Annotated in this window: 19 protein-coding genes and 2 pseudogenes; 13 read left to right on the top strand and 8 right to left on the bottom strand. The window is 70.0% G+C overall.

Annotation, left to right across the window (positions count from 1 at the left end):
- The first annotated feature begins 22 nt into the window (after positions 1-22).
- From ACX28W_RS33450 to ACX28W_RS33405, 10 genes and pseudogenes are all read left to right on the top strand, one after another.
- Positions 23-1,471, top strand: coding sequence for an MFS transporter (locus ACX28W_RS33450; protein ID WP_459003753.1), 1,449 nt, complete (start codon positions 23-25; stop codon positions 1,469-1,471).
- A gap of 43 nt (positions 1,472-1,514) precedes the next feature.
- Positions 1,515-2,366: an aldo/keto reductase gene (locus ACX28W_RS33445; protein ID WP_459003752.1), complete on the top strand. Its 852-nt coding sequence runs from the start codon at positions 1,515-1,517 to the stop codon at positions 2,364-2,366.
- A gap of 346 nt (positions 2,367-2,712) precedes the next feature.
- Complete coding sequence (locus ACX28W_RS33440) at positions 2,713-3,333, top strand: flavodoxin (protein ID WP_459003751.1); 621 nt, start codon at positions 2,713-2,715, stop codon at positions 3,331-3,333.
- A gap of 235 nt (positions 3,334-3,568) precedes the next feature.
- A complete protein-coding gene (locus ACX28W_RS33435; protein WP_459003750.1) occupies positions 3,569-4,210 on the top strand; it encodes a (2Fe-2S)-binding protein in 642 nt (213 codons plus the stop codon).
- A 6-nt stretch (positions 4,211-4,216) separates the two neighbouring features.
- On the top strand, positions 4,217-5,197 hold the full coding sequence (locus ACX28W_RS33430) for an FAD binding domain-containing protein (RefSeq protein WP_459003749.1): 981 nt from the start codon (positions 4,217-4,219) through the stop codon (positions 5,195-5,197).
- Positions 5,194-7,389, top strand: coding sequence for a xanthine dehydrogenase family protein molybdopterin-binding subunit (locus ACX28W_RS33425; protein ID WP_459003748.1), 2,196 nt, complete (start codon positions 5,194-5,196; stop codon positions 7,387-7,389). Before ACX28W_RS33430 ends, ACX28W_RS33425 begins: the two co-directional genes overlap by 4 nt.
- Positions 7,390-7,665: 276 nt before the next feature.
- Positions 7,666-8,835 carry an XdhC family protein gene (locus ACX28W_RS33420; RefSeq protein ID WP_459003747.1) on the top strand — a complete coding sequence of 390 codons (1,170 nt, stop codon included), beginning with the start codon at positions 7,666-7,668 and terminating at the stop codon, positions 8,833-8,835.
- 329 nt (positions 8,836-9,164) lie between these two features.
- Positions 9,165-11,065, top strand: a pseudogene (locus ACX28W_RS33415) (glycoside hydrolase family 3 C-terminal domain-containing protein).
- An 80-nt stretch (positions 11,066-11,145) separates the two neighbouring features.
- Positions 11,146-12,678, top strand: coding sequence for a glycoside hydrolase family 43 protein (locus tag ACX28W_RS33410; RefSeq protein WP_459003746.1), 1,533 nt, complete (start codon positions 11,146-11,148; stop codon positions 12,676-12,678).
- Between the two features lie 131 nt (positions 12,679-12,809).
- Positions 12,810-12,899, top strand: a pseudogene (locus tag ACX28W_RS33405) (hypothetical protein); the annotation flags it as partial.
- A gap of 116 nt (positions 12,900-13,015) precedes the next feature.
- Here the strand turns inward: ACX28W_RS33405 and ACX28W_RS33400 are convergent.
- A complete protein-coding gene (locus ACX28W_RS33400) occupies positions 13,016-13,180 on the bottom strand; it encodes a hypothetical protein (RefSeq protein ID WP_459003782.1) in 165 nt (54 codons plus the stop codon).
- Positions 13,181-13,452: 272 nt separating this feature from the next.
- Positions 13,453-13,824, bottom strand: a complete 372-nt coding sequence (locus ACX28W_RS33395) for an SDR family NAD(P)-dependent oxidoreductase (protein ID WP_459003745.1) — start codon at positions 13,822-13,824, stop codon at positions 13,453-13,455.
- Positions 13,825-13,928: 104 nt separating this feature from the next.
- Between ACX28W_RS33395 and ACX28W_RS33390 the strand changes: the two genes are divergently transcribed.
- Positions 13,929-14,327, top strand: coding sequence for an ROK family protein (locus ACX28W_RS33390; protein ID WP_459003778.1), 399 nt, complete (start codon positions 13,929-13,931; stop codon positions 14,325-14,327).
- 781 nt (positions 14,328-15,108) lie between these two features.
- Positions 15,109-16,068 (top strand): UTP--glucose-1-phosphate uridylyltransferase, encoded by a 960-nt coding sequence (locus ACX28W_RS33385; RefSeq protein ID WP_459003744.1) that lies wholly within the window; start codon positions 15,109-15,111, stop codon positions 16,066-16,068.
- On the opposite strand, the gene ACX28W_RS33380 is transcribed toward ACX28W_RS33385, so the two are convergent.
- The 5 genes from ACX28W_RS33380 to ACX28W_RS33360 form a co-directional block, all read right to left on the bottom strand.
- Positions 16,046-16,228 (bottom strand): hypothetical protein, encoded by a 183-nt coding sequence (locus tag ACX28W_RS33380; protein ID WP_459003777.1) that lies wholly within the window; start codon positions 16,226-16,228, stop codon positions 16,046-16,048. The two genes, ACX28W_RS33385 and ACX28W_RS33380, sit on opposite strands and share 23 nt — an antisense overlap.
- Before the next feature lie 154 nt (positions 16,229-16,382).
- On the bottom strand, positions 16,383-17,321 hold the full coding sequence (locus ACX28W_RS33375) for a hypothetical protein (RefSeq protein ID WP_459003743.1): 939 nt from the start codon (positions 17,319-17,321) through the stop codon (positions 16,383-16,385).
- The gene (locus ACX28W_RS33370) at positions 17,318-17,806 is read right to left on the bottom strand and encodes a hypothetical protein (protein ID WP_459003742.1); all 489 of its coding nucleotides are present in this window, start codon (positions 17,804-17,806) and stop codon (positions 17,318-17,320) included. The genes ACX28W_RS33375 and ACX28W_RS33370 overlap by 4 nt, the downstream gene beginning before the upstream one ends.
- A 3-nt stretch (positions 17,807-17,809) precedes the next feature.
- A complete protein-coding gene (locus tag ACX28W_RS33365) occupies positions 17,810-19,003 on the bottom strand; it encodes a macrolide family glycosyltransferase (RefSeq protein WP_459003776.1) in 1,194 nt (397 codons plus the stop codon).
- A gap of 26 nt (positions 19,004-19,029) precedes the next feature.
- Positions 19,030-19,908 (bottom strand): patatin-like phospholipase family protein, encoded by an 879-nt coding sequence (locus ACX28W_RS33360; RefSeq protein ID WP_459003741.1) that lies wholly within the window; start codon positions 19,906-19,908, stop codon positions 19,030-19,032.
- 706 nt (positions 19,909-20,614) lie between these two features.
- On the opposite strand from ACX28W_RS33360, the gene ACX28W_RS33355 reads away from it, so the two are divergent.
- On the top strand, positions 20,615-21,826 hold the full coding sequence (locus ACX28W_RS33355; RefSeq protein ID WP_459003740.1) for a serine hydrolase domain-containing protein: 1,212 nt from the start codon (positions 20,615-20,617) through the stop codon (positions 21,824-21,826).
- A gap of 241 nt (positions 21,827-22,067) precedes the next feature.
- Here the strand turns inward: ACX28W_RS33355 and ACX28W_RS33350 are convergent, their stop codons facing one another.
- A complete protein-coding gene (locus ACX28W_RS33350; protein WP_459003739.1) occupies positions 22,068-23,273 on the bottom strand; it encodes an NAD(P)/FAD-dependent oxidoreductase in 1,206 nt (401 codons plus the stop codon).
- Positions 23,274-23,349 lie beyond the last annotated feature (76 nt).

The raw sequence follows: 23,349 nt of genomic DNA, 5'->3' as shown, positions 1-23,349 counted from the left end.
GACCAGTGCAGGAGATCCTCCCTTGTCCACGTCCGCCTCGCCCAAACCGCTCCAAGTCGGCGCGGCCGGGCCGCCGCCGCAAAGCAGGTCCGGCGCGCGTATGGCGCTGGCCGCCATACTGCTCGGCTTCTTCACGATCATGGTCGACGCGATGATCGTGAACGTGGCCCTGCCCTCGATCGGGCGCGGGTTCGGCAGCGGGATGACCGGGCTGCAGTGGGTGGTCGACGGCTACACCCTCGCCTTCGCCGCGTTCCTGCTGTCCGCCGGCGCGATCAGTGACCGCATCGGGGCCCGGCAGGCGTTCGCCGTCGGCCTGGGCCTGTTCGTCGTGGCGTCTGCGGTGTGCGGACTGGCGCCGAATCTGGGCGTTCTGGTGGCTGCGCGGCTGGTGCAGGGGGTCGGGGCCGCGATGGTCGTACCGTCCTCCCTCGCCCTGCTGCGGGAGGCCTTCCCCGACCCGGCGGCGCGGGCGAAGGCGATCGCCCTGTGGGGGGTGAGCGGCTCCGTCGGCGCGGCCGCCGGGCCCGTGGCCGGCGGGCTGCTCACCGTCATCGACTGGCGGATGATCTTCTTCGTCAACCTGCCCGTCGGCGCGGTGGCCCTGGCGCTCCTCCAGCGCGCCCCGCGCTCCCCGCGGCGGGAGGCGCCGTTCGACTGGACCGGCCAGGTGGCCGCCGTCGCCGCGATGGGTGCGCTGACGTACGCGGTCATCGAGGTCGGCGCCGACGGGTTCGGCGCTGTGCGGGTCCTGGTCGCCTTCGCGGTGGCGGTCGTGGCGGCCGTCGTCTACCTGGTCGCACAGGCCCGTGGACGGCATCCGATGACGCCGCTGCCGCTGCTGCGCTCCCGCACGATGTCGCTCTCGGTCGCCATCGGGTTCGCCCTGAACGTCGGCTTCTACGGGATGATCTTCCTGCTGGGGCTGTATCTCCAGCAGGTGCACGGGCTGAGCGCGCTCGCCACCGGCGTGGCCTTCCTGCCGATGACCGTGCTCACCTCCTTCATGGGCCCCGTCGCCGCCCGCCTGGCCACCCGGTTCGGTGCGCGGATGGCGGTGATCACCGGCCAGTGCCTGATGGCGGTGGGTCTGCTGGCGATGGTGGCGGTGCCCGGCGGTGCGCCGGTGTGGCTGTCGGTGGTGCTGATGGTGCCGGTCGGCGCCGGTGGTGCGATGGCCGTGACCGCGCTGACCGCGCTGCTGCTGGAGAAGGTGCCCGCCGAGCGGGCCGGCGTCGCCAGTGGCGTGCTGAACGCCGCCCGCCAGCTCGGCGGTGCCCTGGCCGTCGCCGTCTTCGGCGCGCTGATCGCCGACCGAGCCGGGTTCGTCTCCGGTCTGCACACCAGCCTGCTGATCGCCGCGGCAACCGTGGCGGTGAGCGTCATAGCCACCGTGCTGCTACGCACTCAAGTCCCTCATCAGATTCCGGCCACCACTGACGACGCGGGCCCGCGCCTGCTCGAACGCTGACCGGTCACCTGCCCCACCCTGTTTCACACAGAAGGAAAATCCCATGCAGACCGTCACCCTCAACAACGGCATCGAGATGCCGATCCTCGGCTTCGGCGTCTACCAGATCCCGCCGGAGCAGACCGAGCAGGCCGTCACCGAGGCCCTCGCCGCCGGCTACCGGCTGCTCGACACGGCTGCCGCGTACCTGAACGAGGAGGCCGTCCGCCGCGCGATCAAGAACAGCGGCGTTCCGCGGGAGGAGCTGTTCGTCACCACCAAGCTGTGGGTCCAGGACGCGCCCGCGGAGGAGAACACCAAGCGCGCCTTCGAGACGTCGCTGACCAAGCTCGGCCTGGACTACCTCGACCTGTACCTGATGCACCAGCCCTACGGCGACGTGTACGGCCAGTGGCGTGCCATGGAGGAGCTGAACCGCGAGGGCCGCGTCAAGGCGATCGGCGTCGCCAACTTCTACCCCGACCGACTCCTCGACCTCGTCATCAACAACGAGGTCACGCCCGCGGTCAACCAGATCGAGACCCACCCGTTCTTCCAGCGCTCCGCCGACCAGGAGCTCATGCGCGAGCACGGCGTCCAGATCCAGTCCTGGGGCGGGTTCGCCGAAGGCAAGAACGACCTGTTCACCAACCCGGTCCTGAGCGGGATCGGCGAGAAGCACGGCAAGTCGGTGGCGCAGGTCGTGCTCCGCTGGCTGACCCAGCGCGGCATCGTCGCGATCCCCAAGTCCGTGCGCCCCGAGCGCATGGCGGAGAACATCGACATCTTCGACTTCGAGCTCACCGACGACCAGATGGCGTCCATCGCCACCCTGGAAACCGGCGGCTCGCTGTTCTTCGACCACCGGGACCCGGCCATGGTCAACTGGCTCAGCGCGCGGCGCCTGGACGGCTGACCCGGCAGACGGCGACAACCGCCCCCGAACTCTCGCGCGCGGGTGCCTTCACCCGCCCGGACCGGGGCACCCGCGCGAGAGGATCTCCGCCTCGCCGTCCTCACGGCGGCGCCCACGTCACGGACCAGGGCCTCATCATGTCCCAGCACCAGAACATCACCGCGTACTCGGCCGACCTCCCTGTCGAAGCCGAGCCGCAGGCAGTGCGCGCGGATCCCGACTCCGTCCGTTCCCTTCGCGGGACCGGCCGATGACAGCCGGCGAAGTCGGCGCCGGGAAAGACAAACCGGCCGCGCCGGGGCGACGCGCGCTCCTTCGTGGCGTACTCCTGGGAGGAGCCACCGTCATGACCGGTGTCCAGATCACCGGCTGTTCCCCTTCGCAGTCGAGCGGGGCGGCACCGGAGTCCAGTGAGCGATCCGCCGCGCCGGCATCGCCCGGGAAGCGGGTCCTGCTGGCCTACTTCTCCCGGCCGGGCGAGAACTACTACTACGGCGGGCGTACGACCCTGAAGACCGGGAACACCGAAGTGCTCGCCGAAATGATCAGCGAGCGCATCGCGTGCGACGTGCACCGCATCGAAGCCGTCGACCCCTACCCCGACGACTACGACGAGACGGTGGCGCGCAACGTCCGTGAACAGGACGCCGATGCGCGGTCGGCCATCGTCAACCCCCCGTCCTCGATCGAGCGTTACGACGTGGTGCTGCTGGCCGGCCCCATCTGGAACGTCAGATCACCCATGATCATGTCGACCTTCGCCGAGAGGTACGACTTCCGCGGCAAGACGGTCCATCCGGTCACGACGTACGCGATGAGCGGACTGGGTACCACCGAGCGCGACTACGCGAAGTCCTGCCCGGGCGCGACCATCGGAGAAGGGCTCGCGGTGCGCGGCGAGGAAGTCCGGGAAGCCGATGCCCAAGTCGAGTCGTGGCTGCGGCGCGTAGGCGTTCTGCGGGGCTGAACCCCGTGCTCAAACGGCCCAGTCTTGCATTGCCGTGCCCCGTGGGACAGGTGGGAAGAGGGGCCCTCTCACACCCTGGCTCACCGTTACCTGGCACAACACGGCCTGCCACACGGCCGGCTTTCCCCCCAGGCTGGGCGGAAGCCGAAATGCCATGACGGGCAGCGGTGAACCTCCGTCGTGGGCTCACGCCGATCAGCAAGTCCCCCACCTTCCTCGTGTCGAGAGAGTGAGCATGTCTACCGAAACTTCCGAGTCAGCCGCGTCTCCCCCCTCCCGGGCCCCGTCCACACCGTCGCGTCGTACCTTCATCGCAACGACCTCCGCGGCCGGCGGTGTCATCGCGGCGGGCGGTCTGGTGGCAGGTCCGTCGCTGCTCGGCGTCGACGAGGCCGCTGCCGTCGAGACCTCGCCCAGCAGCCGCGTCTCGTTGACCGTCAACGGCGAGCGGCACACCGTCACGGTCGACAACCGCACCTCGCTCCTTGACCTGCTGCGTGAGCACCTCGGCCTGACCGGTTCGAAGAAGGGCTGCAACGCCGGTGCCTGCGGGGCTTGTACGGTTCTGGTCGACGGACGCCGGGTCAACTCCTGCCTCACCCTGGCGGTGCGCCTGGAGGGCGCCGAGGTCACCACCGTCGAGGGTCTGGCCAAGGGCGATCAACTGCATCCGCTGCAGCAGGCGTTCATCGACCAGGACGCGTTCCAGTGCGGCTACTGCACGCCGGGCCAGATCGTGTCCGGCGTCGGCTGCATGCAGGAAGGCCACACCGGTTCCGCGGAGGAGATCCGGGAGTGGATGAGCGGCAACATCTGCCGCTGCGGGTGTTACGTCAAGATCGTGCGCGCGGTCGAGCAGGCCTCGGGCCGGAAGTGAGTGCCGATGTATCCCTTCTCCTTCACCAAGGCGCCCAGCACGCGTGAGGCTCTCGAGGCCGGTCGGCGCGGCGGCCGTTACATCGCCGGCGGGACCACCCTGGTCGACCTGATGCGCGAGACCGTCGAACGCCCCGAATCCCTGGTCGACATCAGCGGACTCCCGTTGCACGAGGTCACGGTCACCGAGCGCGGCGGCCTGCGCATCGGCGCGTTGGTCACCATGAGCGAGGCCGCCGCCCATCGCAAGGTGCGCACCACGTATCCGGTCATCTCGCAGGCGCTGGAGCTGAGCGCGTCGGCACAGTTGCGGAACATGGCGACCATCGGCGGCAACATCATGCAGCGCACCCGCTGCACGTACTTCCGTGACGCGACCGCCGCCTGCAACAAGCGCGAGCCCGGATCCGGTTGTGCCGCGCGCGAAGGGTACAACCGCACCCACGCGATCCTGGGCACCTCCGAGGACTGCGTGGCCACCCACCCCTCCGACGTGGCCGTCGCCTTCGCCGCCCTGGACGCACGGGTGCATCTGCTCGGCCCGGGCGGGGAGCGCGCCGTCCCCTTCGCCGACTTCCTGCTCCAGCCCGACCACACCCCGAACCGCGAACAGGCCCTGAACAAAGGCGAGTTGATCACCGCCGTGGAGATCCCGGCCTACCCGCGCCCGCTGAAGTCCGGCTACCTGAAGGTGCGGGACCGCCAGTCCTACGAGTTCGCCCTCACCTCCGCCGCCGTCGCCCTGCACGTCCGCAGCGGCCTGATCCGCGAGGCCAAGGTGGCCGCCGGCGGCGTGGGGACGGTGCCGTGGAAGCTGCCCGCCGTCGAGCGAGCCCTCATCGGCGAACGCCCCTCGGAACGGCTCTGGGCCCGGGCGGCCGCGGCAGCCGCGGACGGGGCCCGGCCGTTGGAACACAACCGCTTCAAGGTCGAGCTGCTCAAGCGGACGGTCGAACGCCAGCTGCGCATCGTAGGAGACAACGCATGAGCCCCCAGCCGCAGGCAGCCGTAGGCGCACCGCTCTCCCGCGTGGACGGACGACTCAAGGTGACAGGGCAGGCGAAGTACGCCGCCGATCACGAGCCCGACGGGGTGGTGCACGCCGTCGTGGTCGACAGCGGTGTCGCTCTTGGCCGGATCGCCGGCATCGACACCCGCGCCGCCGAAGCCCAGCCCGGCGTACTGAAGGTGATCCACCACCGCAACGCCCCCAAACTGCCGTACGGGCCCAATCCGGGCTCGCTCAACCTCCCGGGTGAGCGGCTGCGCGTCTTCCAGGACGACCAGGTCCGCTTCCACGGCCAGCCGCTCGCCGTCGTCGTGGCGACCACTCTGGAGGCCGCCCAGCACGCGGCGAGCCTGATGAAGGTCGACTACGACGCCGAGCGCCCCGCCACCGACCTGACCGACGCCCCGGCGGCGGGCCAGTCGGTGACCTACGCGCGCGGCGACGCGGAGGCGGCCCTGCAATCCTCCCCTGTACGGCTGGAGATGACGTATCGGCCCGCCCGCAACCACCACAACGCGATGGAGCTCCACGCCACCGTCGCCCAGTGGGACGGCAACCGACTGACGCTGTGGGACAAGACCCAGTGGGTGCAGAGCCCGCGGGCCGAACTCGCCGCAAACTTCGGCATTCCGGCGGAGTCCATCCGCGTCATCTCGCCGTTCGTCGGTGGCGCGTTCGGCAACGCCGCGCGGGCCTGGCCTCACATCACCATCGCGGCCCTCGCCGCCCGCAAGGTGGGCCGCCCGGTCAAGCTCGTCCTCACGCGCCGGCAGCTCTACTTCGGGGTGGGCTACCGGCCGGCATACGAGTACAAGGTGCGCCTGGGCAGCGACCGCAGCGGGCGGCTGACCGCAATGACCCACGAGCTGCGCGGCGAGACCTCCAGGTACGAGACGTTCGCCGAGCGCGGCGTCCTCGCGCCCGGGCAGATGCTCTACACCACCCCCAACGTCAGCCAGACGCTCCGGTCGGTGCCGCTGGACGTGAACACCCCGACCCCGATGCGCGGCCCGGGCAACTCCAGCGCCGCCTTCCCCATCGAAAGCGCGATGGACGAGCTCGCCCACAAGCTCGGCATCGACCCGATCGAGCTGCGGCAGCGCAACGAACCCGAGAACGACCAGTCCAGCGGGCGGCCCTTCTCCACCCGGCGGCTGCGCGAGTGCTACACCGTCGGCGCCCGCGAGTTCGGCTGGAGCCGCCGCAGCCCCCGGCCGCGCTCCACCCGTGACGGCGACTGGCTGATCGGTACAGGCATGGCGACCGCGGTCTACGACACCCTGCGGGCCCCAGGCCAGGCCCGGGTACGGCTGGATGCCGACGGCACCGCCCTGGTCGAGTCCTCGACCAGCGACATGGGGCCAGGCACGTACACCTCCATGACGCAGGTCGCCGCCGACGCCCTGGGCCTTGCGGTCCGCAACGTGACCTTTCGGCTCGGCGACACGAACATGCCCACAGCCCCGCTCCACGGCGGTTCGCTCACCATGGCCAGCGTCGGCTCTACCGTCCAGGACGGCTGCGACAAGCTGCGGCAGCAGGCGATCAAGCTCGCCGTCGAGGACGAGGACTCACCGCTGTACGGCGCCGACGCCGACGATGTCGTCGTACGGGGTGGCCGACTGCACGTGAAGGACAACCCCGCGCGCGGGGAGACCTACCGGCAGCTCCTCGCCCGCAACAACCGCACGCATCTCGAAGCGGACGGCTCCTGGACCCCAGGGCAGTCCCGGTCCTCGATGTACGCCTACGGCGCGGTGTTCGCCGAGGTCGGTGTGGACGCCCGCCTGGGCCTGGTCCGAGTGCGACGGATGCTCGGCGTCTTCGACGCGGGCCGGATCATCAGCCCCAAGCTGGCCGACAGCCAGGCCATCGGCGCCATGACCGGCGGTATCGGTATGGCCCTCCTTGAGCACACGGTCACCGACCACCGTGACGGCCGGATCGTCAACGCCAACCTGGCCGACTACCTGGTCCCCGTCAACGCCGACGTCCCCGAACTCAAGGCGATCTACGTCGACGGCCGGGACGACGAGGCCGACCCCCTCGGCGTCAAGGGCCTCGGCGAGGTCGTCCTGGTAGGCGTGGCACCCGCCATCGCCAATGCCGTCTTCCACGCCACCGGCCGACGGGTACGCGACCTGCCCATCACCGCCGAGGCACTGATCTGAGCCACGCCGCGGGCAGCGGTGAACACACACCGCTGCCCTAGGTCCTGTCGTCACATTCCCGTCGTCCGCCCGGAGGGCGGGCCTCGCGCCCGCCGCGGAGCGGCTGATGTGTGCCGTAGGTGCGTGCTCTCGGCGTGCCGGGCACAGGCCCTCGTACTGGTTGTACGTGGGTCTGTGCCCGGTGCGGCGAGAGTACGTGCATGGCGTCGCGAGGCAGGCGGGAATGTGACGACAGGGCCTAGGCCCGGAGCCGCTGTCCTTACTGGAGACCCACCTATGCTGAACATCGCGGACACGCTGCACACCTGGTGCCGCGAGTCCCGCCCCTTCGCCCTCGCCACCGTCGTCCAGGTCAGCGGCAGCGCACCCCTGCCCGTCGGCACCGCGCTGGCCGTGAGCGCCGACGGCGACGCGGTCGGCAGCATCTCCGGCGGCTGCGTCGAAGGCGCCGTCTACGAGCTGTGCCAACAAGTACTCAAGTCGGACGAACCCCCGACCCGGGCACGCTTCGGCTACTCCGACGACGACGCCTTCGCCGTCGGCCTGACCTGCGGCGGCGAACTCGACGTCCTGGTGCAGCGGATCGCTCCCACGGGCTCGCCCCACCTCACCGCGGCCCTCGACGAGGTGACGTCCGGTCGGCCCGCGGCCGTGGCCCAGATCATCGACGGGCCCGAAGAACTCCTCGGCCGCACCCTGTGCGTCACCGGCGACGGCAGCACACACGACGCAATCATGGACGGCGAGGACTGGGAACGGGAGGTCGCGGCGCAGGCCCGCGCACTCCTGCGAGCGGGCCGTACCGGCCGGGTCGAGGTCGGCGGAGACGCCGCGACCTGCCCGGAGAAACTGTCCGTCCTCGTCCACACCCACGCGTCCCGCCCCCGGATGCTGATCTTCGGCGCCGTCGACTTCGCCGGTGCGCTCAGCGAGATCGGCCGCTTTCTCGGCTACCGAGTCACGGTGTGCGACGCCCGTCCCGTCTTCGCCACCCCCGCCCGCTTCCCGCACGCCGACGACATCGTGGCCGACTGGCCGCACCGCTACCTCGCCGCCACCGACGTGGATGCCCGGACCGTCGCCTGCGTCCTCACCCACGACGCCAAGTTCGACATCCCCCTGCTACGCCTGGCACTGAGCCTGCCAGTGGGCTACGTGGGCGCGATGGGCTCACGCCGCACCCACGAGCACCGCCTGGAACTACTACGGGAGGCCGACGTCCCGGAAGAGCACCTCGCCCGCCTGCACTCCCCGATCGGCCTCGACCTCGGCGCCCACACTCCCGAAGAGACGGCCATCTCCATCGCGGCGGAGATCGTCGCCCACACGCATCAGGGCTCGGGTACGCCCCTGACCCGGAGCACAGGGCCCATCCATCACCGAACGACACCGTCAAGATCACCAGTGTCCGCCCCTTCTACTGGGACCTCGTCCCTCACCCCTTGATGGCCCCGGTGAGACGAAGGACCTTCGATTCAACTCGTGGGGCATGATGGGTCGCCTCGTCTCTCGTCGAAGCGCTTCGATGATGCCGTGACCATAGCGACGGGTAACGGTGCCCACAAGGGATCGAACAAAGCTTTTATGACCTTAAGTCAGCCTAAGTAAGCAGCTTTGAGGCTCTGTTGACATGCCAGGGGTGCGCATGCGAACTTTCGAAGCGCTTCAACAGGTTTCTGGCCGTGCGGCTCGCCTACGCGGTGCCGCGCCGTGTCGCCGACTGCCGCACGCCCGAGGGGTTGCCCGCTGTGAGTACCGCTTCCGTGCCTGCCGACCTGTCCTCCGGGCCGCCTGGGGAGCGGCTCCCGTTCGGTGATCCCGGCCACCCGCTCGCCGTACGCGTCGAGGACCTGCTGTCGCGGCTGACCTCTGCCGAGCGGATCGCGATGCTGCACCAGTACGCTCCGGCCGTTCCCCGGCTGGGCGTTGCCGCGTTCCGCACGGGCACAGAGACTCTGCACGGCGTTGCCTGGCTCGGAGCGGCGACCACCTTCCCGCAGCCTGTGGGCCTGGGCGCCACCTGGGACGAGGAGTTGGTGCACCAGGTCGCCACGGTCACCTCGATCGAGCAGCGCGCCTTCCATCACCACCGTCGGCCGACGACCGGCGACGGCCCCCTCAGCCTCCAGGCGTGGGCGCCGGTGGTGAACCTGTTGCGCGCCCCCCGCTGGGGCCGCAACGAGGAGGGCTATGCCGAGGATCCGCTGCTGACGGCCCGCCTGGCCGACGCCTGCTGTCGCGGTATGGCGGGAGACGACCCGAATTTCCTGCGCACCGCACCGGTGTTGAAGCACTTTCTCGCCTACAACAACGAGGACGACCGCTGCACCACCTCGTCCTCCGTGCGCCTGACCGGCCGCTACGCCGCCGTGGACCCGGCGACCGGGGCCGTGACCGTTGCCGCCGAGGACCCTGCGGAGGCGGAGTGTTTCACCCGTACCGTCGTCCGGGACGGCACCGCCGACGCCGTGGCAGCGGCCGACAGCGCCGAGGCCGTGGTGGTGGTCCTTGGCAACGACCGCACATCAACGGCCGGGAGACCCAGGACCGGGCCGGTCTCGCGCTGCCCCCGGCGCAGGAGCGACTGCTGCGCGCGGTCGTCGCGGCACGCCCCGAGACGGTGCTCGTCGTCATGAGCAGCTACCCGTACGCGGTCGACTGGGCCGACGAGAACGCCGCGGCCGTGGTGTGGACCGCGCACGACGGTCAGGAGACCGGCCACGCGCTGGCCTCGGTGCTGCTCGGCGAAGCCGACCCGGCCGGCCGGCTCCCTCAGACCTGGTACCGGGCCGACGACGAGCTGCCCGGCCGCCTCGACTACGACATCATCAAGGCCGGCTGGACCTACCAGTACCACCGGCGACGGCCGCTGTACCCCTTCGGGCACGGCCTGTCGTACACCCGCTTCGACCACACCGGACTGCGGGTGAGCACGCGGCGCATCACCCCGGACGGCAGCGTCACGGTCTCCGTCACGTTGACCAATACCGGTGACCGCCCCGGCAAGGAGACCGTCCAGTTGTACGTCCGCGCGCTCGACGCCCGCTTCGAGGCGCCGCTGTTGAAGCTGGCCGACTTCCGCAAGGTGCGTCTGGGCCCCGGCGCCTCGCGGGAGGTGGCGTTCGCCTTGGACGTGTCCGAAGCACTGGCCCACTGGTCGGTCGCCGAGGAGGCCTTCACCGTGGATCCCGGGGAGTACGAGGTGCTCGTCGCGCGCTCGGCCGGGAACGTGGTGCTGAGGGCGCCGCTCACGGTCACCGGCCCGGAGCCGACTCCGCGTACGGCGCTCGGGCACCGGATGAACGCCGCCGGCTTCGACGACTACACCGGCATCGTCCTGGTGGACGCCACCCGCGCGGACGGCGACGCGGTGGCGCCGACGGCCCCGGACGCGCCCGGCACCCTGGTCTACCGCTCGGTGGATCTGACCGGTGCCCGAGACGTCACGGCCGAAGTATCCCGCACCGCGCCGGGCGAGGGCCGGCTCGAGGTCTGGGTAGGTGCTGTCGGCCTCGACGGCACCCTGCTCGCAACCCTGCCCGTACCGAGCACCGGCGACCGGTACACCTGGACCACGACCACCGCCGAGCTGGCGGCCCCACTCCCGGGCATCCACGACCTGTACGTGGTACTCATCGGCGAACTCCGACTGGCGGCCTTCGGCTTCACAGCCTGACCACCGCCCACCGGACCTCCTGACCCCGCGCGGACGATTCCCCGCGGCGTACTCCCCTGACCACACTCCCCAGGACGGACATGGCGTTCTTCGACAATCCCGTAATACCCGGCTTCAGCCCGGACCCGAGCATCTGCCGGGCCGGTGACGACTACTACGTGGCCACGTCCAGCTTCGAGTACGTACCAGGCGTGCCGATCTGGCACAGCCGCGACCTGGTCCACTGGCGGCTGATCGGACACGCCCTGGACCGGCCCTCGCAGCTGGAACTGCCTGACACGGCCCCTTCCTCCACGGGGGTGTACGCGCCCACGCTGCGCTACCACGACGGACGGTTCTGGCTGATCACGACCGTGGTCGCCGGGGCAGGCAACGTCCTGGTGACCGCCGAGGACCCCGCGGGACCGTGGTCGGATCCCGTACCGGTCGGCGTTCCGGGCATCGACCCCGACCTGGCCTGGGAGGAGGACGGGAGTTGCTGGTGCGTGTTCTCGTCGGGCGGCATCCGCGGGGTCCGCATCGACCCGAAGTCCGGCGAACTGCTGGGCGAACCGGTGCCGATGTGGTCGGGCAGCGGACTGCAGTATCCCGAGGGACCGCACCTGTACCGGATCGGCGACTGGTGGTACCTGCTGCTGTCGGAGGGTGGTACCGAGCGCGGGCATGCGCTGTCGGTGGCCCGGGCCCGTACGCTGCCGGGGCCGTTCGAACCCCACCCGGCCAACCCCGTGCTGTCCCACCGCAGTACCAACCATCCGGTGCAGAACACCGGCCACGGCGATCTGGTGCAGGCGCACGACGGCACCTGGTGGATGGTGCTGCTGGGTACCAGGCCGCGCGGCGACACCCCGATGTATCACGGCATGGGCCGGGAGACATTCCTGGTACCGGTGCGGTGGGAGGACGAGTGGCCGCTGCCCGGGCCGCTGGAACTGCGTGCGCAGGCTCCGGCGCTGTCGCCGCATCCCTGGCCGCCGGAGCCGGACCGGGACGACTTCGACTCCCCCGCGCTCGCGCCGTGCTGGGTGTCGCTCCGACGGAGCGACCCGGAGGGCGTCCGTCTCGACGAGCGGTCGGGCCATCTGGTGCTGCACGCCCGCGCGGACAGCCTCGACAAGCCCGGTGCGCTCTTCGTGGGACGACGGCAGCGCGACCCCGACTGCACCGCGCGCACACTGGTCGAGGTCGGCGACGACGGCATGGGTGGACTCGCGGTACGGCTGGACGAGGCGCACCACTACGAGGTGGAGGTGGCCGACGGCACCGTCCGCGCGGTCGCCAGGATCGGCCCGCTGCGTCACGTTGTCGCCGAACGGTCCGTGCCCTCCGGCCCGGTGAGGCTGCGGATCGACGTCACGACCTCCGACGTCCTGCCGCCTACGGTCACCTCCCGCGACCCGGCGGCGGCTCCTCCGCCCGGCCTCCGCAGCGGCGGCCCCGACACCCTCCGCCTGGGCTACGAGACGGACGACGGCCACTTCGAGATCCTCGCCGAACTCGACGGCCGCTACCTCTCCACCGAGGTCGCCGGCGGGTTCACCGGCCGTGTCTTCGGCGTATACGCCACGCGGGGCAGTGCGGCCTTCGACTGGTTCGAGTTGCGGTCCGCTTGACAGGTGCTTCCCCACCCCGGCCGCGCTCAACTGGCGGTGCGGCCGGGGCGCATCGTTCTTGAGGTACGAGTACACGGTCGGGGTGTCCGTCGAGTGGACGTGAATATCGAGATAGTGCGCGTTGATGCGCGATGCACTGCGAAGCGTGCCGTGTGCCCGGGTGCGGAACCTGGTCCAGCCGCGTTCGTGGTTCTTACCCGCGGTTTCCTGCTGATGTGCCCAGTGCCGGACGAGGTGTTGTCCTGTGGCTGCGGGTCCGCCGGTTCGCCTGCGAGAACTCGGCGTGTCTGCGACGCACGTTCGTCGAGCAGATACCCGGGCTGACGCGCAGGCACGGTCAGCGACACATCGTCGGCGGCCACTTCGCGAGGTTCCAGATCTCGGCCGGCTGGTCGTCGCCGACCGGTGTGGAGGAGAACCTCTTGACGGTGTGCGCATCGGTGAAGAGCAGCCTGCGGCCGACCGCGTCGAGCCGCAGTGCTTCGGAGGCAGTGGGTTTCACCGGGTACTCCTGACGGGTGCGGGGCTGGTGGCCAGGTCGTCGGCCCACGCGGTGATCGTGTCGACGTAGGTGGCGGGTCGTGGCCGTGCATGGAGTGCGGCATGCCGGGCTGTCGCGCTCGCTGCACCTGGAGGTCGGTGATCGCGCCGAGCAGCTGCCCGGTGTCCGGGGCCACGTGATGGAAGTGGTGGGTGACCAGGACCGGCACTTTGACCTGACGCAGCATGGACTCGTGGTCGCAGTTGATGGTGGCTCGCCCGCAGAGGAACGCGTCACCCCACTCGGGGTCGTACTCCCGGAGGTCTTGCGACGGAGCGGCCGGAGGACCTGCGGTGCCGGCCGGCGCCATCTGGTGCAGCGCGGCGAGCATCCAGGCGGGGTCTGTCGATGTCGCCGGACCAGGAGTCGGCGAAGTCTCGCACCGAGGTCAGATCCGACACGTCGAGCGGTCGGACGTCGAAGGTGCCGGGCAGGTCGGCGACGGCGCGGCGGGCCTTGCCGGTGTCGCGTACCCCCAGCACGACGCGGGCACGGGCACGAGCGAGCTCGCGTGCCGTGATCAGGCCGAGGCCACGGCCGGCACCGGTGATCACCACCGTACGGCCGGTCAGGTTCGGGAGGTCATTCGCTGTCCAACTGGTCATGGGTCTTGGCTCCGTGGTTCGCAGTTCGAGGCGACCGGTGATCGCATCGCCAGTGAACTCGCCGCACCACGGGCGCTGGAAGGACACGCGCAACCACTGACTGGATTCGTCATACGTCACCGAGCGGCACAGCCCGACCGTCGACAGCATCGCGACCGCGCAGCCCCGGTGGCCGTCGGTGCCTGGACCTCGCGGCCGACGGCGACCCGGTCGCGGCCGCCGTGGTCCGGGCGGCGGGCCGGGCGCTGGGCCGGCTGATCGCCGCCGTCGCCAATCTGACGCCCACTCAGAAGATCGTGCTCACCGGCGAGGGCATTCGGCTCGCCGAGGTCGCCCGGGCTGCGATCGACGAGGCGGTCCGCCGCGACCGCGATCCACGGGCCCGTGAACTGTCCCTCGAGATCCAGCCCATCGACTTCAGCGAGTGGGCGCGTGGCGCCGCCGCCACCGCCATCCAGGGCTACGTGCTGGGCGGCTCTCCGGTCCCCCGCCTGGAGTTCTGACTGGCCGGCGCCGTAGGGCACGGGGCGGCTCTTGTCGGGATACGGTGGCCGGGTCTGTCACCGACCAACCACCGGCGCCCCGCCCGGCGTCGCCCCGTGACCTGCTGGGTGCACAGCGCCTGATCTTCGCTGTCGAGTGCCAGGGCGGTCGGACCTGGTCGATCCCCTGTGAGCCGGGCGCCATCGATACCGATCCCACCGTGTGGTTCGAGGCCGACCGCCCTGTGCCCGAGTTGGAACCACTCAGCGCCGGTCAGGGACAGGCTCGGCGCCAGCAGGCGGCCCACCGGGGTTCGCGCGACGAAGAGCAGGCCATTCCAGATGGCCGGTCCCAGCCGCTCCCGCCCCTGCTTCGGCCGGGCCCGGTGCTCGACAACGCGGATCCGTGTCGCGCACCAGGCGCTGACCGCGTACGACAGCGTGTCCAGCCGGAACACATGGACCGCCCCGAGCGCGGCCACCACCCCGGCGCCGGCGTAGGCGCCCAAGGTGTCCGCGAGAGGCTGGCACGCAGGAGCCGCTCACGACCGTCCGACACCTGAAAGCCGTGGCGCTCACCGCTTCCTGCCTCACCCGTCAGATCGCCGTTTGCCTGCTGTGTGCGAGCGGAGCAGCACGGCGCACCACAACCACAGCAACGGTGTCACAACATCTCGAGAGGCCGCCCGATTGCGCCTGAAAGGCACCGCCACCCCGTGCATATGGGCAGCGGCGGACGTTGGTAACGTCGGTGTGTGCCGTGCTGGCCGGTACGGTGTGCCGCCCGACCGAGAGAGACGTGATGTCCCCGACGATTCGCAGGGCCGTGATCCCCGCCGCCGGACTCGGTTCCCGTCTGCTGCCCCTGACGAAGGCGACACCGAAGGAGATGCTCCCGGTCGGCGACAAGCCGGTCATCGAGCACACCGTGCGCGAGCTGGTGGACTCCGGCATCACCGACATCACCATCGTCGTCTCCGGCGGCAAGAGCCTCATCCAGGACCACTTCCGCCCCAACCCCGCCCTCGTCGAGCAACTCCGCAAAGACGGCAAGACGGCCTACGCGGACGCGGTGGAGGAGGTCGCAGAGCTGGCCGGTCAGGGCCACATCACCTACCTCGACCAGTACGGTCCGTACGGCAACGGCACCCCGGTGCTGAACGCTGCCCGTGCCTTCGGCGACGAGCCGGTGCTGGTGCTGTGGCCCGACGACGTCTTCGTGGCCGAGGTCCCCCGTGCCCAGCAGCTGATCCGCGCGTATGAGCAGACCGGCTGCCCGGTGCTGGCCCTCCTGCCGATGGACCCCACCGACTCCCACCGCTATGGCGTGCCCATCGTCAAGGAAGACCTCGGAGGCGGCCAACTGCGCATCACCGGCCTGGTCGAAAAGCCTGAGCCGGCTGCCGCCCCGTCGTCGTACGCGGCTATCGGCGGCTACGTCGTCACCCCCGGCATCGTCGACGAACTGCGCGAGCAGACCCGCCGCTGGTACGAGCACAAGACCGGCGAGGTCTACCTGACCGACGCCATCAACGCCTACGCTTCGACCCGCGCGGTGTACGGGCAGGTCATCAAGGGCCGCTGGTACGACACCGGCAACCCGGCCGACTACCTGGTCGCCCAGATGGCGTTCGCCCTCGCCCACCCGGAGTACGGCCCCGTCCTGCGTGGCCTGGTCGCCGGACTCGACGTCGACCCTGCTGCCGCCCTCCAGGGGAAACCAACGCCTGACCTGCCGCTTACGGAACGCTCCTCGTCCTGAGGACGTAGCGCAGCAGGACGAGGCCGCCCAGTTGCGCGGACATCAGGCACGTGAACGCCGGTGTCCGCTCGGTCTCCTCGGGGGCGATCCGGCCCAGGCACGACGCGAAGGCCGCCTCGATCTGGTCGCGGAACGCCTTGGCGGTCGCCTCGTCCGACAGGCTGGTCCAGTAGACGGCGGCCAGCGCGGGGCGGGTCGACTCGTGCCCCCTCCGTGAGCAGTTCAGCCGATGACGTCGCGGCGGAGGCGCCCGACAAGGTCGATTTCGCGACCAAACATGCCGGACCCTCCGCTGCGCGCTCTGGTCGAGGCCCTCACGGCAACGAGTCGCCTGTCGCCGCGGCCGCGCTGTGCTGGGCGCGGATGAGCGCGATCACGGTGTCGACGGTGCGGTCGAGGTGGCTGCGGCCATCGGGCAGCTGGGCCTCCCGACTGATGTAGCTGCGCGGCCCGACGTGCGTGGCCGGGTCGAGCCGATGCACGGTGATCTTCCCGGCGCGGCCGGCGCGGTTCCATCCGCTACGGCGGAACAGCCTCCAGCGCTGGGGAAAAATCCAGGTGCCGACCCGCTCGATCCGGTCGCTCGCGCTGGTGAGCCGATGCAAGTGCTCGGCATGGGTGAGGTCGTTGGCGCCGTTGTGGAACCCACCGAGCGTGATCAGTAGGAGCGGGGAGCGTAGCTGGGTGTGCAGTTCGTCAACCGCGCCGGTGGCGACCTGGGCACCGCCGCTGTAGCTGAGCAGCACCACGGGGATACCGCGGTCGGGCTGGTAGCCGGCGAGCCGGAGCTGAGTGGCGATCTGGGAGCCGACGGCCCGGTTGTACAGGGGGCGGTACCGGTGGTCGGCGGCGACGAAGGTCTGCATGACATTGTGCAGAAACAGCAGCAGCCCGACGCGGCGGCGCAGCCACGCCCACACCGGCCGCTCAGCGAGCGGGTCGGCCAGTGGCGAGTAGGGCTGCACCTGACCCAGCACCCGCAGCTCCGGCGCTCCGGCAAGCAGGGCCTTGACGAGCTGGCCGCCGTCCCGACTGTCGCGGACGCGGCGTTTACCGATGCCGTCCAGGTAGACCAGGTAGGCATCCGGGGGACTGTCAGGGGCCGCACCCCGGGCATAGGGCACGCCCTCCGGGAGCTCGGTGATAGGGGCCCGCCAGCCGGCGCCATAAGCCATCACCTCGTAGCGGGCCAGCAGAGCTTCGGCGAGCAGAGCCGGCCCAAGCGCGCAGACCCAGAGCAGAACACCGTTCATGCGATCGACTCCCGCGCCTCAGTCGCACTGATCTTCACGACCAGGCGCCGAACGGCCTCTACGGCGACACCAAGCCCGGCCCCAGCGACGGTCACGCAACCGGCAGCGCTCCACCAGCCCAGCCCGGTCGCCGCGGCGAGCGGGTCGGCCAGACCGGCCCCGACCCCCACAAAGAGCAGCAGGTGGAGCAAGGGCCCGAGCAACGGAAACGCAAGGACGGCAGCGAGCACCATCGGGGCAACCAGGTCCGGACTCCACACCAACCCGGCGCCTGGCGGTGGAGAGGACAGCACCATATCGGCGAGGGTCCACGCGGTCAGCGGCCACAGCGCGAACACTGCACCCTCGACGAGGCCACCGGCCAGCATCAACCCGGCCACAAGAGTCCGCGACATGCCAGGCCGGCGCACTACCAGAGGCAGAATGCGCCCGGCGGCCTCCGACATCCCGGCGAACAGCAGCAGAACGACGACGATGGGTGACATCGCTCAGCCTCGCTGTGACGGATCGATGGGAGCCGACTCACCGGTCGAGCCGGCCGCGTGCAGGTACTGCTCGAGTTCATCGGCGGCGCGCCGATATCCCCCCGCCTCTTGCTGGGCGGCCTGCAGGGTGGTCGCGGCTGTCCGGAACCGTGGGTCGTCGAGCAGGCGCCGGGCGAGGGCACGCACGGAGTCCTCGGTGACGTCCTCCGTACGGATCGACAGGCCGGCGCCTAGCTCGACGACGCGGCGGGCCACCATCGGCTGGTCAGCGCCCTGCGGGACCACCAGCAGCGGAACCCCGGCGTACATGGCCTCGTTGGCGCTGTTCATCCCGCCATGGGTGACGAACAGCGCCGCGCGGGCCAGCACCTCCAGTTGCGGCACGGAGCGGCGGGCGAGGACGTTGGTCGGCAGCGGACCCAGCGCGTCGGGATCGGTCTGCCCGGTGGAGATGACCACGGTGCCGCCGAGCGGGGCGAGCGCGGTGGCGAAGGTACGGAGCAGTTGCGGGTCGGCGTTGAACACCGTACCCAGCGAGGCGTACAGCACCGGGTCCCGCAGCCGATCGGCCGGGAACGACGGGTCGACCGGGCGGGCGCCGATGCTCGGGCCAACGAATCGGTAGGACTGGTCGAATTCCTCGACGGCAGGCTGGAACGCCCGCGAGGTGTAGACCAGATTGAGCGGCTGGCGGATGTTTCCCAAGTCGATCAGTGGCAGCCCACGCGCGTCGAAGCGGCGGTGCAGCCCCCAGCGCGACCGCAGGTAGCCCTGGAGACTGCGGGGCCGAGCCGTCGCCGCGGCCAGCAGGTCCCACGAGCCGCGGGTGGGGCTGGGCACATGCCGGTTGAACGCAAACGTTGTGAACGACGATGCCGCCGGCACCTTGAGTTCGCGAGCGGTGACGGCGCCCCACAAACAGGCGTTGTCGTGGACGATCAGGTCGGGCCGTACGCGGCGCAGGTCGGTGAGCACAGCGGGCAGCAGGCCGACGGCGGTGCCCGCAAGCCCCTCCAACAGCGTGACCGGCGTCGGCGGATCGGGGAGCGGCTGGTCACCCCCGGGGTAGAGGCAGACAGTCGCGCCGGTGGCCTCGATCTCCTCACGGAACGCGGGCGAGGTGTGGTACGTGACGGAGTGGCCGCGCCGGACAAGCTCGGCCACGACCGGCAGCGTCGGGTTGACGCGCCCATGCATGGCGATGTTGAGGAACGCGATGGTACTCACAGGCTGACCCCCGATATGGAGGAGGTCGATACCGCGCCCGGACCGGCCGATGTCGCCATAGGATCGTCGATCCGATACAGGCCCGGCCCGCTGATGCGCAGCTTGTCGAGAAAACGCCCCGCCGTGAGGGACGCGGTGCTGATCAGCCGCTGGGAATGGCCGAAGTCCCACGGCGCGGGCCAGGCCTCGATGCCGGTCGGCAGTACGACGGTCGGGATGTGCTGGGACACCTCGTGCAGGTCACGCTCGATCTGATGGTGCAACAACAGCAGCCCGGCCCTGGCGGCGATCGCACTGGCACGTCGGCGCGGGACGGTGGGGCTCAACGGCGAGCTCTCCGGCCCGGTCGACACCACCACCACGCTGGCCGCCCCGGCCTGCAGGGCCGCCAGTACCGGGACATAGGCGATCACCCCGCCGTCGACGAGCGTCCGGCCCTCACGGTCCACCGGGGGCAGCATCCCGGGAATGGCCGCGCTGGCCAGCAGCGCGGACTCGAGGTCTCCGTGGTCGAGCAGCGCCGGAGCGCCGGTGACCAGGTCCATGGCCACCGCGGTGAACGGGACCGCCAACTGCTCGATCCGCGACGGCAGCTCGGCCCGAGCGATCAGTCGACGCAGGCCGCGGTCGGTGAAGACGCTGGCCCGTGAGGACAGGTAGCCGAGCGGATACACCTCACGGCGACGCAAACGGGTCCACACGTGGTCCAGCCACGGCGCGGCCCTGTCGGGGTGGGCGGCCGCGATGGCCCCGTTGAGGGCGCCCACCGACGTTCCGATGATCATGTCCGGGACGAATTCGCGCTGCTCCAACGCGTACCCGACACCAACATGCGCAGCTCCGAGCACGCCACCGGCGCCCACCACCACGGCCACGGGACGAGGAAGGGCATGCAAGCCCACCGACTCCGGGTCCCCGGGCGGCCGGCTCGCCGGCTGGGGACGCGTCCCCTTGTCGCCCGGCATGGTTCGACGCCTCTCATGGCCCCGGCCACTGGCCGAGTCACCCCCGCTGAAGCCAAAGCGCGCCAAGGCTGGTCTCCGGCGACAAGTAACCCTCATGAAGATCAGCCTTTCTCACCACGGGGCCAAATCGGTTGCGTTCGTAACTAGGACCGGGCAGCTGAGCGATCTGTGACACCGTGGCCAGGAGTGTCTGGTGAAACCGTCGCTGAGACCGGTGACAATGCCGGGTTTGCACGGGGGAGCTGATACCGGGCCTGGATATCGGGCGGCCTCCCGGACACGGCCTGTGGCGGATCCTGGGGGACCGCGCACGGGACCTGAGGCGCGCTGATCGTTGTCGTGGAGTGAGAAAGCCCACGTCCCGATGGACGCGCTCAGGGCCGATACGACTCAGCACCGCTTGCAGCGTGAGGCATTCAACCGTTGATCGCAAAACACACTGTTTCGACACTACAATGCATGTGACGCCCTCCAAGGCCGGTCGCCGTGTTCCGTCCGACTCCCACCCACCGAACGTGGAGCGGGCTATGGCTCAACTCCCCTGGCAGCGACGGAAATCGGTCGACGTATGAGCCCTGCGGGGCGTATTCCAGCTCTTCACACCAGAAAGATTCGGATGCGAATCAAAGATGTGAGCATGATGCTCGCAGGCTCCACGCTGGTCGCCGCCCTGGCGGCCTCTCCGGCTGTCGCAGATACCGCCTCCCGGCCCGCCCCTGACACTGCAGCCGTGCGCTCCGTGCAGAACAATGTCGTGGCGCAGGGTGCTCCCGGCGTGCTGACCCGCATCGACGAGGGCAGCACGAGATACCACATCGTCACGGGGGAGGCGAACACCTCCACTCACACGAAAATGGACACCGGCCGCCGGTTCCGCGTCGGCAGCGTCAGCAAGACCTTCACCACGGTGGTGCTGATGCAACTCGCCGCTGAGGGACGTGTCGACCTCGATGCCCCGGCCAACGACTACCTGCCCAAGTCGCTGCCCGACGACCGCATCACCGTACGGCACCTGCTCGGCCATCGCAGCGGGCTCTATGACTACACCAACGACATGTTCTACAACACCGTCCCGGGTTTCGAGGCGGTTCGGAACAAGGTGTTCGGCTACCAGGAGCTCATCGACCTCTCGACCGCCCACCCCCTGAAGTACGAGCCGGGCGCTGCCTACAGCTACTCCAATACCAACTTTGTCGTGCTGGGGCAACTCATCGAGCACCTCACCGGCGTGCCCATGGCCACCCACTACCAGCAGCGGATCTTCGGGCCGCTGAGGCTGCGGAACACCTCCTACGTGCACCCGCAGACCACTCTCTCCGGCTCCTACGCCCGGGGTTACCTTCGTCAGGACGACACCGCACTCCCGCTGGTGGACTCCACCGAACAGACCGTCTCGTGGGGACAGTCGGCTGGAGCGGTCATCTCGAACGCAGCCGACCTGAACCGCTTCTTCTCCGCGCTCGTCTCCGGTGCGCTGCTTCCCTCCGCGCAGTTGGAGCAGATGATGACCATGGTTCCGGTCACCGCGGACGGAAACCAGTCCTACGGACTCGGCCTGCGCGCCAGGAAGCTGTCCTGCGGCGTGACGGTGTACGGCCACACGGGAACCGTCCAGGGCTACTACACCTACGCCTTCACCACCTCCGACGGCAGGCGGAGCATGACGTCGATGGCGAACACCTCCAACAACGGAACCGTCAACACCACACTCGGTGGAACGCTGGAGGCCTCGTTCTGCGGCAGTGTCGGCGCAGCAGCTGCAGCGTCGCTGCCTGAGGCGGGTCACCGATTCACCGAGGACATCGCCCCCCAGGTGGTCCGCCGCTGACCGTGCCGTGACCGGCTCCTGACGAGCGGCAGGCTGTGCGCACCGGTTTCCCCAGCCGGTGCGCACACATGTGTGCCGCGCGGACGACCGGATGGCGCTGCCCGCCCTCTCACCGACGGGCACCATAAGGAAACCGCCCGGTGCGCGAGGGGCGAAGAGCCCCTGCGCACCGGGCGGCTCGGTGGTTGGCCATCATTCGGCAGTGCGAGGCCGGCTGAGCTTTCGGGGCTGCAGTCGGCTGTCAGCCGTTGGAGAAGCGGCCTGCCTGGGCAAGGAGCTGCTCCGGGTCGTCGGTCGGCGGGTAGATCCAGAGCGAGTTGATGTTCTGCTTGAGCGTTTTGGCTTCCTGCCCGGTCAGCGCGATCTTGCGGTCCCAGCCTTCTGTGTAGACGGCGCCGGCGGGGCCGAGATCCAGGCAGGTGACGTAGGGGTCGGGAGTGAAGGGCAGCAGGGTGTTGCCCAGGAGGTCGGCTGCCACGTTGTGGCCGGCGAACTTGCCCATGGGCAGGGCATGCTGGCAGGACTGCGTCGTGGAGTGGCCGTCTTCTGCGGGGGCGAGTGCGGTGTCGCCGGCTGCGTAGACGTCGGGTACCCCGATCACCTGCAGGTGCGCGTCCACGCTCAGCCGTCCCAGCCGATCACGTTCGCCCGGGATCTGGGCCGTGAGGGGGCTCGCGGCCATACCGGCCGTCCATACGACGGTTGCCGCGGGGATCACTTCGCCGTCCGAGAGGGTGACGTCCTGGCGGGTCGCCGATGCCACGGTGAGCTCCAGGCGTCGTTCGATCTTCAGTTCGTCAATGGCGTCGTGGATGTGGGGGCGGGGGCCCAGGCCGAGTTCCGGGCCCACGACGTCGGCGCGGTCGACCAGAACGACCCGGACGTCTTCAGCTGAGTCCTGGCGGTCGGCGATCGCCTGAAGCCGCTCGCCCAGCGCGGTGGCGATCTCCAGGCCGGTGAAGCCGGCACCGACCACGACGGCGGTGTAGCGGCCCAGGGAGGGTGCCTGATCGGGCAGCCGCCGCAGGTGGTTGTCGAGCGCGGCCGCCGTGGGGAGGGTGTCGACGTCGAAGATTTCCTGCGAGCCGGGGAAGTCGGGCCGTATGAGCTGGCTGCCCGTGGCCAGCACCAGCTTGTCGTAGGCCAGGTCCAGTTCCTCACCGGCGCGACCGACAGCACGTACGGTGTGCGCCTCGGTGTCGATCCCTGTGACGGTCGCCGTGATGCGGCGTACGCCGATGGGTCCGAGGACGCGGTCGAGGGCGACCCGCATGCCTTCCGGGGCGTCCTCGTACAGGCGAGGACGGATGACCAGGTCATCGCCGCCGCTGACCAGCGTGACCCGTATTTCGTCGCCGGCGCTGCCTGCCTGACGGGCGGCGCGTACGACTCCTGCCGCGCTCCACACCCCTGCGAAGCCGCCGCCGATGATCAGGACATCCTTCATGAACTTCTCCGTTTTCGAAGCCGAAGTGATCAGCCAGTGCTCCGTGAGCAGGGGCTGCCTGCTGCGGTGGCCTCCG

It is taken from the genome of Streptomyces sp. SD15, assembly GCF_054462255.1.
Note: the sequence above shows the minus strand (reverse complement) of the source record. Positions and strands in the feature narration are given on the sequence as shown.